The organism is Nocardia otitidiscaviarum NBRC 14405 (assembly GCF_000308635.1).
In the GTDB taxonomy this organism is placed as follows: Bacteria; Actinomycetota; Actinomycetes; order Mycobacteriales; family Mycobacteriaceae; genus Nocardia; species Nocardia otitidiscaviarum.
In genome coordinates this window covers 157357-169499 of sequence record NZ_BAGD01000026.1, presented here as the reverse complement: position 1 = coordinate 169499, position 12143 = coordinate 157357, and the positions used below count along the sequence as shown (strand labels likewise).

Sequence of the window (12143 nt, the reverse complement as noted above, 5' to 3'; positions counted from 1 at the left end):
GCCATTTTCCTTCCTGTGGATAAATCAGCGATCCGACAGAAGGCGAATGAAATCAGGCGCGCTGACTGCTGATCGAAATGACTTCACCGGTCAGATAGGTGGTGTAGTCACTGGCGAGCATGGCGATGGTCGCCGCCACCTCCCACGGCTCGGCGGCGCGGCCGAAAGCCTCCTGCGAGGTGAGGTGGTCGAGCAGATCGGCCGAGGTGACCTTGTCCAGGAAGGCGTGCCGCGCGATGCTCGGCGCCACGGCATTGATCCGCACCCCGTATTCGGCCGCCTCGACGGCGGAGCAGCGGGTCAGTGCCATCACCCCGGCCTTGGCGGCGGCGTAGTGCGCCTGGCCGTGCTGGGCGCGCCAGCCCAGCACGCTGGCATTGTTGACGATCACGCCGCCGTGGGCCGCCTCGCGGAAGTACCGCAGCGCGGCCCGGGTGGCGCGGAAGGTGCCGTTCAGGGTGATGTCGACGACCCGGTCCCACTGCTCGTCGGTCATGTCGACCACGGGCGTCTCACCGCCGAGCCCGGCATTGTTGACCACGATGTCGACGCGCCCCAGCGCGGCCACGGCCCCGGTGAACAGCGCGTCCACCTGTTCGGTGCTGCTCACGTCGCAGGCCAAAGAGGCCACCCGGCGATCCGGGAATTCGGCCTGCAGCGCCGCCTCGGTCTCCTTCAGCCGACGTTCGTGCCAATCCGAGACGACCACGTCCGCGCCCTCGGACAGCAGCCGACGGGCGGTGGCGGAGCCGATGCCGGTGCCCGCGGCGGCGGTCACCACGGCGATCTTGCCGGCCAGCAGGCCGTGGCCGGGGGTCGGTTCGGGAGCAATGGACAAATCGGTCACGGCCGAGCCTCTCGCGGAAGTCCGAGCACCCGCTCGGAGATGATGTTGCGCTGCACTTCGTTCGATCCCCCGTAAATGGTGTCGGCGCGGCTGAACAGGAACAGCCGCTGCCAGGCATTGAGGTCGTCACCCGGCGCGTCGGCGATGAGGCCGGGCGCGCCGAGCACGTCCATGGCCAGCTCCCCCAGGCCGCGATGCCAATTCGCCCACAGCAGTTTGGTGACCGACGCGTGCCCGGCGGCGGTGCGGGCGTCGACGGTGGCCGAGCCGTGGCCGTCGTCCAGGGTGCGCAGCACGTGGGCGCGTAGCACCCGCAGCCCCACCCAGGCCCGGTCCAGCCGGTCGGCGATCACCGGATTGTCGATCGCCCCGTTCTCCCGCGCCACCGCCTCCAGGTCGGCGAGTTCGCGGGCGTATCTAATCGACTGCCCCACGGTGGAAATGCCGCGCTCGAAGGTGAGCGTGCCCATGGCCACCCGCCAGCCGTCGCCCGGCTGGCCGACCACCAGATCGGCGGCGGTGCGGGCATTGTCGAAGAAGACCTCGTTGAATTCGGCGGTCCCGGTGAGCTGGATGATCGGGCGCACCTCGATACCGGGCTGCTTCATGGGAACCAGCAGGTAGGACAGGCCGCGATGCCGCTGCGATCCCTTCTCGGTGCGCGCCACCACGAAGCACCAGTCGGACAGGTGCGCCAGCGAGGTCCAGATCTTCTGCCCGGTGATCGACCACTCGTCGCCGTCCAGGTGAGCGGCGGTGGACACGGCCGCCAGATCCGATCCCGCGCCGGGCTCGGAATAGCCCTGGCACCACAGTTCGGTGACACCGCGGATGCCCGGCAGGAAGCGCCGCTTCTGCTCCTCGGTACCGAAGGCGATGAGGGTGGGGCCGAGCAGTTCCTCGCCCAGATGCGAGACCCGGCTGGGCGCGTCCGCCTTGGCGTACTCCTCGTGGAAGATGATCTGCTGCCGCAGGGTGGCGTCGCGGCCGCCCCATTCCACCGGCCAGCCCAGACAGGTCAGCCCGGCGGCGGCCAGGGCGCGGTCCCATTCGAGGCGTTCGTCGAAGGCTTCGTGTTCGCGGCCGGGACCGCCCAGACCGCGCAGTTCGCGGAACTGCCCGGTGAGGCTCTCGGCCAGCCATTCACGCACTTCGGCGCGGAATTCGGCGTCGCGTCCCGCCTCCATCCCACTGGCCGGTTCGGGGGTCTGGATCATGCTCACGTCGGTAGAGTAACCTACCAAGCACTTGCTTTGTTAGACCCATTCCCGGACGGCAGGAATTCCGATGACACCACCTCCGCAGACCACTCCGCTGGCTCTGCACGACGCGGCGCGCGCCTACGGCGATGCCCCCGCCGTCGTCGACGGTGCCGTACGACTGAGCTGGGCGGAACTGCTCGACTCGGTGCGTGAGACGGCCCGGGCGCTGCTGGCGCGCGGGATCGGCAGCGGCGACCGGATCGGCATCTGGGCTCCCAATACACACCACTGGGTGACGGCCGTGCTGGCCACCCACTACGTGGGCGCGGTGATCGTCCCGCTCAACACCCGCTACGTCGCCGAGGAGGCCGCGGATGTGCTGGCGCGGGTGGACGCCAAGGCGCTGTTCATCGCCGGGCCGTTCCTGGGCCGCGACCGACTCGCCGAATTGCGGGCAGCCGCCCCGGATCTGAAGATCGGGACGACCATCGTGATTCCGGGCGACACCGGTCCGGGCGGCACCGATGATGCTGGCACGGCTGTCACGGATGATGCCGCCGCGATCGGCACGGGTGGCGTCGGCGTGTCCGCCGCGGGCGATGCCGCCGCGCGCACCGGTGACGACACCCTGACCTGGCGTAACCTGGCCGCGCTGGCCGAACAGGTGAGCGCCGCGGACGCCATCGCCCGCGCGGAATCCGTTTCCCCGGACGATCTCTCGGACATCCTGTTCACCTCCGGCACCACCGGGCGCAGCAAGGGCACGCTCATCGCGCACCGCCAGGCGCTCGCGGGCGCGCGGGCCTGGTCCGAATGCGCCACCCTGAACAGCACCGACCGCTACCTGGTGGTGCCGCCGTTCTTCCACAACTTCGGTTACAAGGCAGGCATTCTCGCGTGCCTGGTGACCGGTGCGACCATCGTGCCGCAGGCCACCTTCGACGTGCCCGAGACCATGCGGCTGGTGCAGGACCACCGCATCACGGTGCTGACCGGGCCGCCCACCATCTACCAGACCATCCTGGAGCATCCCGCGCGTCGCGACGCCGATCTGAGCAGCCTGCGGGTGGCGGTCACCGGTGCGGCCACCGTGCCGGTCGTACTCATCGAGAGAATGCGCACCGAACTGGAATTCGATGTGGTGCTCACCGCCTACGGGCTCTCGGAGTCCGGCGGCTTCGGCACCATGTGCCGCCCGGAGGACGACGCCGAGACCATCGCCAACACCTGCGGTCGTGCCATCGGCGACTTCGAGGTCGCACTCGCCGACAACGGCGAGGTGCTCATCCGCGGATCCCAGGTGATGCTGGGCTATCTCGACGATCCGGTGGCCACCGCCGACACCATCGACTGTGACGGCTGGCTGCACACCGGCGACGTCGGCACCCTGGACGGACGCGGCTACCTGAAGATCACCGACCGGCTCAAGGACATGTACATCTGCGGCGGGTTCAATGTGTACCCCGCCGAGGTCGAACAGGCCCTGGCCCGGCTCGACGGCGTCGCCGAGACCGCGGTCATCGGGGTGCCGGACGAACGGATGGGCGAGGTCGGCAAGGCGTTCGTGGTGCGCAAGGCCGGGTCGGGCCTCACCGCCGACGACGTGGTGGCGCACGCCAAGACGCTGCTGGCCAATTTCAAGGTGCCGCGCTACGTCGAATTCCGTGATCAGCTGCCCTACAGCGCCGCCGGGAAGGTGCTCAAGCGGCAGCTGCGCGACGACACCGGCCGTGCGGAGAACGAGGAGAGAGCGTGAGCCAGGAACCAGGGCCGATCCCCGACGAGGGCGAGGTGGTGCGCTACGAGACGCGCGGACCGATCGCGATCGTCACCCTCAACCGACCCGACTACCGCAATGCGCAGAACTCGGTCATGACCTACGCCCTCGACGCCGCCTTCACCCGGGCGGTCGAGGATCCCGAGGTCAAGGTGATCGTCTTGGCCGGCGCCGGAAAGCATTTCAGTGCCGGACACGATATCGGCACGCCGGGGCGCGATCACCACGTCAGCTACGAGAACAAGGCCGCGCTGTGGTGGGACCACGTCGACCGCCAGGGCGGCGACCAGCGCTTCGCCCGCGAATCCGAGGTGTACCTGGGCATGTGCCGCCGCTGGCGGGAGATCCCCAAGCCCACCATCGCCATGGTGCAGGGCGCGTGCATCGCGGGCGCGCTCATGCTGGCCTGGTGCTGCGACATGATCGTGGCGTCGGAGGACGCCTTCTTCTCCGATCCGGTGGTGCGCATGGGCATTCCGGGCGTCGAGTATTTCGCGCATCCGTGGGTGCTGGGCCCGCGCCGCGCCAAGGAGATCCTGTTCACCGGTGAACGCTTCAGTGCCGCACAGGCATACGAGTGGGGAATGGTGAATCGCGTGGTCCCGCGCGCGGAGCTGGAGGGCCACACCCTGGCGCTGGCCGAGCGGATCGCGGAGATGCCGCAGTTCGGGCTGGCGCTCACCAAGAAAGCCGTCAACCAGTGCGAGGACCTGATGGGCATGCGCGCCGGCATGGATTCGGTCTTCGGACTGCACCATTTCGCGCACGCGCACAATGCCGAGGTCGGCGCCGATTCACTCGGCGGCATGAACGCCAGATCCATGAAGGCGGCCGCCGACCGGAACGGGGTGAAGTAGATGGATCTCGAATTCGATACCAGGACCGAGGAATTCCGGCGTGAGGTGCGGGAGTTCCTGGCCGCCAACGTACCCGCCGCTCCCTTGCCGTCCATGGACACCCAGGCGGGTTTCGAGGCGCACCGGGAATGGGAGGCGGTGCTCGCCGACGCCCGGCTGTCGTGTGTGGCCTGGCCCGCCGAGTACGGCGGCCGGGACGCCTCGCTCACCGAATGGGTGATCTTCGAGGAGGAGTACTACGCGGCCGGAGCGCCCGGGCGGGTGAGCCAGAACGGCATCTTCCTGCTCGCGCCGACCCTGTTCGAACACGGATCGCCCGAGCAGTTGGCTCGCATTCTGCCGAGAATGGCTCGCGCCGAGGATATCTGGGCGCAGGCGTGGTCGGAACCCGAGGCGGGCAGCGACCTCGCCGGGATCCGGTCCACCGCCAAGCGCACCGACGGGGGCTGGCTGCTCAACGGACAGAAGACCTGGAGTTCGCGGGCGTCCTACGCGGATTGGGGCTTCGGACTGTTCCGCAGCGACCCGGAGGCGCAGCGGCATCGCGGGCTGACCTATCTGATGTTCCCGCTCACCGCCGAGGGCGTCACCGTACGTCCGATTCCGCAGTTGGACGGCGAGCCGGGGTTCGCGGAGATCTTCCTGGACAATGTGTTCGTGCCCGACCGGGACGTGATCGGCGAACCGAACAACGGCTGGAGGGTCGCCATGGCCACCTCCAGCAATGAGCGCGGACTCTCGCTGCGCAGCCCCGGACGGTTCACCGCCACCGCGGCCAAGCTCATCGACCTGTGGCGCACCGTCGCCGACGCCGCCGATACCGCGGCGCGGGATCGCGTGGTGGACGCCTGGGTGGGTGCGGAGGCGTACCGGCTGAACACCTGGGCCACCGTCACCCGGCTCGCCGAGGGCGGCCAGCTGGGCGCGGAATCCTCGGTGAACAAGGTGTTCTGGTCCGACCTCGATATCGCCATGCACGAAACCGCGCTGGAGCTGCACGGCGCCGCCGCCGAACAGGAGTCGGCGTGGACCGACGGCTACCTCTTCTCGCTGGCCGGCCCGATCTACGCGGGCACCAACGAGATTCAGCGCAACATCATCGCCGAACGCCTGCTCGGCCTGCCGCGATAGTCGACCGGAGAACGACATGCGATTCGCTCTGACAGCAGAACAACTCGACTTCGCGGCCAGCCTGCGCAAGATGTGCGAGGCCGCCAAGACGCCGAATACCGTACGCGCCTGGGCCGCCGGGGACGCGACCGCCGGGAAGGCGCTCATCCGGCAGCTGGCCGAGGCCGGTGCGCTGGGGCTCACCGTCACCGAGGACAACGGTGGTTTCGGGGCCGGTCCGGTGGAGCTGGTGGTGGCGTGCACCGAGATCGGCCGGGCCGCCGTACCCGGACCGCTGGTGGAGACGGCCGCGGTGCTTCCCGCACTGCTGCAAGCACTTCCGAGTACCGAACAGACCGGCGGCTGGCTCGGCGGCTTCACCGAGGGAGCCGTACTGGGCACCATCGCTCTGCCCGCGCCGGGCACTGCCGCGGAACCGCTCGCCCTGGATGCCGATACGGCCGATGTGGTGCTGGTGGCGACCGGTGACCGAGTCTCGCTGGCCACGCCGCAGGAGCACATTCGCTCGGTGGACGCGGCGCGGCGGCTGTTCCCCGTCATCGAGGAGACCGTGCTCGCCGAGGGTGACGGGGTGCGCGCCGCCATCGACACCGCCTTCGACGCGGGTGCGCTCGCCACCGCCGCCCAACTCCTGGGGGCCGGACGGGCGCTGCTGGACATCAGCGCGGAGTACGTGAAGCAGCGCCACCAGTTCGGCAAGCCGATCGGGCAGTACCAGGCCATCAAGCATCAGCTGGCGGACGTGCTCATCGGCCTCGATATGGCACAGCCGCTGCTCTACCGGGCGGCACTCTCGGCGCAGGACGCGACCGCGACCACGGCGCGCGACATCTCCGCGGCCAAACTGGCCGCTGGGGAGGCCGCGTACCGGGCCGCGCGCACCGCGCTCCAGGTGCACGGGGCCATCGGCTACACCGCCGAATGCGATCTGTCGCTGTGGATCACGAAGGTGACCGCACTGCGCTCGGCGTGGGGCACACCGGATTTCCACCGTGCCCGGATCGCCGGGGCGTTGCGTTCGGACGGAACGGCGACATGAGGCCGCCGCACGTGTGGCGGCAGTGCCTCATGCGGCACACCGCTCGGATCGAGAGGGGCACAGCATGAGTCTGAGTGCGGAGCAGCAGGAACTCGCGAGCACCGTGCGCGCGGTGCTGGCCAAGCACGGCGACAGTGCGGCCGTGCGGCGTGGGATCGAGGGGCCGCGCGGCTACGACGAGCAGCTGTGGCGGCTGCTGTGCGAACAGGTCGGGGTGGCGGCGCTGGCGATTCCGGAGGAGTTCGGCGGCATCGGGGCCGGGTTGGTCGAATCTCTGCTCGTGGTCGAGGAATTGGGCCACACGCTGAGTGCGCCGCCCATGCTCGGGTCGGCGGTGCTGGGGGTGCGGGCGCTGCTGCTCGCGGGGGATGCCGAGGCGACCGAGCGGCTGCTGCCGGAGGTGGCCGAGGGTGCGCGCACCCTTGCCCTGTGCTGGGCCGGGCGGCGCGGCTGGGACGAGTTCGGGGTCGCGGTCACGGACGGAAAGCTCACCGGCACCGCGCATTACGTGCTCGACGGTGCGTATGCCGACACCCTGCTGGTACTGACCGCCGACGGGCTGTTCGAGGTGGACGGCACGGCGGACGGGGTCGCGCGGACGACGGTCCCGACCCAGGATCCCTCGCGGCGGCTGGCCGAGATCGGTTTCGACGGTGTGGCCGCGCGGCGGCTCGGCGCCGTCGAGGTGGATCGGCTGCGGGAGACCGCCTGGCTGGCGGTCGCGGCCGAGCAGGTCGGGGCGGCGCAGCGGTGCCTGGACCTGACCGTCGACTACACCGGGTCGCGAGTACAGTTCGGGCGGCCCATCGGCAGCTTCCAGGCGCTCAAGCATCGGATGGCCGATATGTACGTGCAGGTGGAGTCGGCCCGGTCCATCGCCCACCATGCCATCGCGGCGCTGGCCGCGGGCGATGTGGACCCGGTTGATGTGGCGGCGGCGCGACTGTACTGCACCGACGCGCTCAACGCGGTGGTGTCGGAGATGGTGCAGATGCACGGCGGTATCGCGATCACCTGGGAGCATGACGCGCATCTGTTCTTCAAGCGGGCGCACGGTCTGGCGCAGTTGTTCGGATATCCCGCGCGGCCGCTGGCACGACCGGCATAGCGGGAAGTTGCATCGGCACAGGCCGGTGGCAGCGGGGCGTTCGCCCTGGCCACCGGCCTGTGCGGCGTGTCACGGTAAGAAATAGTTAGCATACGCAATCATTTTGGTTAGCATATACAACGAATGCCGTGACGATGAGGGAGACTCTTGTGAGCACCATGTCGGATGCCCGGCCCGCCACCGGCGGGACCCCCACCCCAACTTCCAACACCAAGCAGCCCAAGGCCGTGTGGGCCGTGGCGTTCGCCAGCGTGATCGCCTTCATGGGCATCGGGCTGGTGGATCCGATCCTGAAGCCGATCGGTGAGCAGTTGCACGCGTCGCCGTCGCAGGTGACGCTGCTGTTCACCAGCTACATGCTGGTCACCGGCGTGGCCATGCTGATCACCGGTGTCGTGTCGAGCCGGTTCGGAGCCAAGAAGACGCTGCTGGCGGGGCTGGCGATCATCGTCGCGTTCGCGGCCCTGGCGGGCGGCTCCGATACGGTCGGGCAGATCGTCGGCTTCCGCGCGGGGTGGGGGCTGGGCAACGCGCTGTTCATCGCCACCGCGCTGGCGACCATCGTGGGCGCGGCCAGCGGCGGCGTGGCACGCGCCATCATCCTCTACGAGGCGGCGCTGGGCATCGGTATCGCCGCGGGGCCGCTGGTGGGCGGATTCCTCGGCCACTTCAGTTGGCGCGCACCGTTCTTCGGGGTGTCCGTACTCATGGCGGTGGCCTTCATCGGGCTGGTGATCCTGCTGCCGGAGACGCCCAGGCCCGCCCGGCCGACCTCCATCACCGCACCGTTCAAGGCCCTGACCCACCCCGGGCTGCTGCTGGTGAGCATTACCGCCCTGCTCTACAACTACGGCTTCTTCACCCTGCTCGCCTACACCCCGTTCCCCCTGGACATGGGCACCTACGAGATCGGCTTCATCTTCTTCGGCTGGGGTGTGCTGCTGGCCGTGGCCTCGGTCTGGTTCGCGCCGAAACTCCAGCGCGCCTTCGGCACCGTGCCGATGATGGCGCTGGCGCTGGCCCTGTTCGCCGCCGATCTGGCCGTCATGGCCCTGCTCACCGAACACAAGCCGGTCCTGGTGGTCGGCACCGTCCTCGCGGGCCTGTTCCTCGGCGTGAACAACACCCTCATCACCGAGGCCGTGATGCTCTCGGCCCCGGTCGAACGCTCCACCGCCTCCGCCGCCTACAGCTTCGTCCGCTTCGCGGGCGGCGCGGCCGCCCCCTACCTGGCGGGCAAACTCGGCGAACACCACATGTCCCTGCCGTTCTGGGTGGGCGCGGCCTGCACCGCCGCCGCCGTCGCGGTCCTCCTGTCCGGCCGCGGACTCCTGCGCGGCGTGGACGACCACGACCCCGCGCCGCACAGCGTCACGGAGGCCCAAGCCATCACCCTCGGCGACGACTGAACCCAGCCTCCGGTAGTAGTCCCACCCTGTGGTCGTCCCCACCCCCGTGACGCGGCGCGCTTGCGGGCCTTCCGGAACGCGGAGCCGCACAATCTCCGCAGGACCGTATGCCCGGCGGCGAGAGGGGTTCGCTATGGATGACGGAGCGTGGGTTGTGCTGATCATGGCGGTGGTGGTGGCCATCGCGCCGATCTGGCTGCTGTGGCTGCGGCGGCGGAGGATCAAGCGGTACGGGGTTGGCGGCGGGGAGTTCAACCATCCGTTCGCGACCATGGGATACGGGGGTGTACCGCCCGGAACGAGCATCCAGGCGGAGTTCGGCGGCCCGGGGACATCCGAGCCGATGGGGCGTGGCTCGGACGATCCCGATGACGAACCCGGGGAACGCCGCCGCGACTAGTGGTGCAGGACCTCGACCTCGCGGGTCGGGGGCTTCCTGCCGAACTTGGCGCGCAGCGGGTAGATGGCGGCTACCGCCAGGAGGCTGATGGTGGAAGCCAGGAGTTGGTTGCGCTGGTCGGGGTTGCGGGCCATCGCTATGAAGACGATGGCGATGGCGGCGATGACGAGCCAACTGAGGTAGGGGTAGCCCCACATGCGGTAGGTGAGGGCGGAGGGGTCCTCGCGGCGGAGGCGGGAGCGGAGTTTCAGCTGGGAGAACATGATCGCCACGTAGACGAAGGCCAGCACCACGCCGATGGAGTTCACCAGGAAGGTGAAGACCTGGTCCGGGGAGACGTAGGAGGCGATGACCGCACCCCAGGCGGCGACGGTGCCGAGCAGCACCGCGCGGGCGGGGACGCCGCGCCTGTTCACCTTCACCAGACCGGCGGGGGCGTCGCCGTCGCGGGTGAGGACGTAGAGCATGCGGGAGGAGACGTAGATGGCCGAGTTGAGCACCGACAGCACGGCGGTCAGGATGACCACCTGCATGATGGTGCCCGCGGCGGGAACGCCCATGTGGTCCAGGGCGCTGACGAACGGGCTCTGCAACACCTCGGCGTCGTTCCAGGGCAGGATGCAGACGATGAGGAAGATCGAGGCCACATAGAACAGGCCGACCCGCCACAGCACATTGTTGGTGGCGCGGGCGACGGCCTGGCCCGGCTCCTTGGATTCCGCGGCCGCCACGGTGACGATCTCGGTACCGCCGAAGGCGAACATCACCACCACGATGGCGGAGAACACCCCGGTGACGCCGTTGGGCGCGAACCCGCCGTGCCCGGTCAGATTGTGCAGGCCGCCGTCGGCGTCGGGCCACAGCCCGAACAGGTACACCGCGCCCAGCACCAGGAACAGCACGATGGCCACGACTTTGATGGAGGCGAACCAGAATTCGAATTCGCCGAAGGATTTCACCGACACCAGATTGACGGCGGTCATGATCACCAGCAGGGCGGCGGACAGCACCCACTGCGGCAGATCGACCCATGCGCCGAGGATCGCGGCACCGGCCACGGCCTCCGCACCGACCAGGATGACGTACAGGTACCAGTACAGCCAGCCGACCACGAATCCGGCGAACGGCCCCATGGACATGCGCGCGTACTCGGCCAGCGATCCGGCCACCGGCCGGGCCACCACCATCTCGCCCAGCGCCCGCAGTACGCACAGCACCAGCAGCCCGGCCGCCGCGTAGGACAGCACCGCCGCGGGTCCCGCGGTCTGGATGACCGAGCCGGAGCCGACGAACAGGCCCGCGCCGATCGCGCCGCCGATGGCGATCATCGTCATATGACGTCGCCGCAGTCCGGGCCGCAGCCCCTCCCGCTCCTGTGTGATCGGCACCGTCACTCTGACCGCCACCTTCTGGGTTGTTGCTCGAATGTTGCGGCTACACCATATCGGCCCTGGTCATGCGACCAGAACCCGAGGTGTGAGCTCGGCCGCCGAGGGGACCCGCCGTTCGCGGTCCCGAACTCGGCAGGGCGGAGCGGGGTGATCCGACGTCCCCGAGGTGCGCCGACGGCCGGAGCCGGGTGGCCGCAAACGAATTCGGCGTAGCGTCGGAAGGTATGAGCGAGACGAATCGGAGCGGGGTCCGCGTCGAGCCGTGTGCCAAGCGCGTGCGGACCTACCTCGGCGGTCACCTGGTCGCCGACACCCGCCATCCCGTCCTGGTGTGGGAACACCCCCACTACCCCACCTACTACCTGCCCGCCGCCGATCTGACGGCCAAGCTCGAGCCCTCCGGCGACGCCCGCGGCTCCACCGAACTCGGCGACGGCACCGCCTTCGACGTACTGGCCGACAATGCCACTGCCTTCGGCGCGGCCGTGCGCTACCTGGACTCCCCCGTGCCGGAACTGCGGGAGCTGGTGCGGCTGGACTTCGACGCCATGGACGCCTGGTTCGAGGAGGACGAGCCGATCTACGTCCACCCGCGCGATCCCTACAGCCGGGTTGACATCCTCGCGAGCTCACGCCACGTCCGCGTGGATATCGACGGCACCACCGTCGCCGACTCCCGCAATCCGCGCATCCTCTTCGAAACCGGGCTGCCCGCACGGTATTACCTGCCGCTGACCGATGTGCGCATGGAGCTGCTGCGCGAGTCGGACACCACCAGCCAGTGCCCGTACAAGGGGACCGCCTCGTACTGGACCGTGCGGATCGGCGAGCGGGAGTATCCGGACATCGCGTGGGGGTACCCGACGCCGCTGCCGGAGAGCCAGAAGGTTGCCGGGCTGGTGTGCTTCTACAACGAGAAGGTCGACATCTGGGTGGACGGGGACTTGCAGGCCCGGCCCGCGAGCCCGTTCAGCTGAGCAGC

11 protein-coding genes are annotated in these 12143 nt (G+C 69.2%); 8 read left to right on the top strand and 3 right to left on the bottom strand.

The window, feature by feature from the left end; genetic code table 11:
* Positions 1 to 52: 52 nt before the first annotated feature.
* Positions 53 to 847, bottom strand: a complete 795-nt coding sequence (locus tag ON31_RS03330; RefSeq protein WP_039809072.1) for an SDR family oxidoreductase — start codon at positions 845 to 847, stop codon at positions 53 to 55.
* Positions 844 to 2034, bottom strand: a complete 1191-nt coding sequence (locus tag ON31_RS03325; RefSeq protein ID WP_440589917.1) for an acyl-CoA dehydrogenase family protein — start codon at positions 2032 to 2034, stop codon at positions 844 to 846. The genes ON31_RS03330 and ON31_RS03325 overlap by 4 nt, the downstream gene beginning before the upstream one ends.
* A 100-nt stretch (positions 2035 to 2134) precedes the next feature.
* On the opposite strand from ON31_RS03325, the gene ON31_RS03320 reads away from it, so the two are divergent.
* The 7 genes from ON31_RS03320 (at position 2135) to ON31_RS03290 (ending at position 9770) form a co-directional block, all read left to right on the top strand.
* A complete protein-coding gene (locus ON31_RS03320; RefSeq protein WP_039809068.1) occupies positions 2135 to 3805 on the top strand; it encodes a FadD3 family acyl-CoA ligase in 1671 nt (556 codons plus the stop codon).
* Positions 3802 to 4683 carry an enoyl-CoA hydratase gene (locus tag ON31_RS03315; RefSeq protein WP_039809066.1) on the top strand — a complete coding sequence of 294 codons (882 nt, stop codon included), beginning with the start codon at positions 3802 to 3804 and terminating at the stop codon, positions 4681 to 4683. Before ON31_RS03320 ends, ON31_RS03315 begins: the two co-directional genes overlap by 4 nt.
* Complete coding sequence (locus ON31_RS03310) at positions 4684 to 5814, top strand: acyl-CoA dehydrogenase family protein (protein WP_039809064.1); 1131 nt, start codon at positions 4684 to 4686, stop codon at positions 5812 to 5814.
* A 16-nt stretch (positions 5815 to 5830) separates the two neighbouring features.
* Positions 5831 to 6853: an acyl-CoA dehydrogenase family protein gene (locus ON31_RS03305; protein ID WP_039809062.1), complete on the top strand. Its 1023-nt coding sequence runs from the start codon at positions 5831 to 5833 to the stop codon at positions 6851 to 6853.
* A 64-nt stretch (positions 6854 to 6917) separates the two neighbouring features.
* Entirely contained in the window at positions 6918 to 7961 is a 1044-nt protein-coding gene (locus tag ON31_RS03300) for an acyl-CoA dehydrogenase family protein (protein WP_039809060.1), read from the top strand.
* A 158-nt stretch (positions 7962 to 8119) separates the two neighbouring features.
* Positions 8120 to 9370: an MFS transporter gene (locus ON31_RS03295; RefSeq protein ID WP_039809168.1), complete on the top strand. Its 1251-nt coding sequence runs from the start codon at positions 8120 to 8122 to the stop codon at positions 9368 to 9370.
* A gap of 133 nt (positions 9371 to 9503) precedes the next feature.
* A complete protein-coding gene (locus tag ON31_RS03290) occupies positions 9504 to 9770 on the top strand; it encodes a hypothetical protein (protein ID WP_029925353.1) in 267 nt (88 codons plus the stop codon).
* On the opposite strand, the gene ON31_RS03285 is transcribed toward ON31_RS03290, so the two are convergent.
* A complete protein-coding gene (locus ON31_RS03285; protein WP_255221961.1) occupies positions 9767 to 11164 on the bottom strand; it encodes an amino acid permease in 1398 nt (465 codons plus the stop codon). The genes ON31_RS03290 and ON31_RS03285 overlap by 4 nt on opposite strands.
* Before the next feature lie 221 nt (positions 11165 to 11385).
* On the opposite strand from ON31_RS03285, the gene ON31_RS03280 reads away from it, so the two are divergent.
* The gene (locus ON31_RS03280) at positions 11386 to 12138 is read left to right on the top strand and encodes a DUF427 domain-containing protein (RefSeq protein WP_039809057.1); all 753 of its coding nucleotides are present in this window, start codon (positions 11386 to 11388) and stop codon (positions 12136 to 12138) included.
* The last annotated feature ends 5 nt before the right edge of the window (positions 12139 to 12143 follow it).

Bases quoted from the DNA above. Each gene is read 5' to 3' on its own strand.
- ON31_RS03310 (WP_039809064.1), top strand. From the start codon at position 4,684: ATGGATCTCGAATTCGATACCAGGACCGAGGAATTCCGGCGTGAGGTG.
- ON31_RS03280 (WP_039809057.1), top strand. From the start codon at position 11,386: ATGAGCGAGACGAATCGGAGCGGGGTCCGCGTCGAGCCGTGTGCCAAG.
- ON31_RS03295 (WP_039809168.1), top strand. From the start codon at position 8,120: ATGTCGGATGCCCGGCCCGCCACCGGCGGGACCCCCACCCCAACTTCC.
- ON31_RS03305 (WP_039809062.1), top strand. From the start codon at position 5,831: ATGCGATTCGCTCTGACAGCAGAACAACTCGACTTCGCGGCCAGCCTG.
- ON31_RS03320 (WP_039809068.1), top strand. From the start codon at position 2,135: ATGACACCACCTCCGCAGACCACTCCGCTGGCTCTGCACGACGCGGCG.
- ON31_RS03290 (WP_029925353.1), top strand. From the start codon at position 9,504: ATGGATGACGGAGCGTGGGTTGTGCTGATCATGGCGGTGGTGGTGGCC.
- ON31_RS03300 (WP_039809060.1), top strand. From the start codon at position 6,918: ATGAGTCTGAGTGCGGAGCAGCAGGAACTCGCGAGCACCGTGCGCGCG.
- ON31_RS03325 (WP_440589917.1), bottom strand. From the start codon at position 2,034: ATGGAGGCGGGACGCGACGCCGAATTCCGCGCCGAAGTGCGTGAATGG.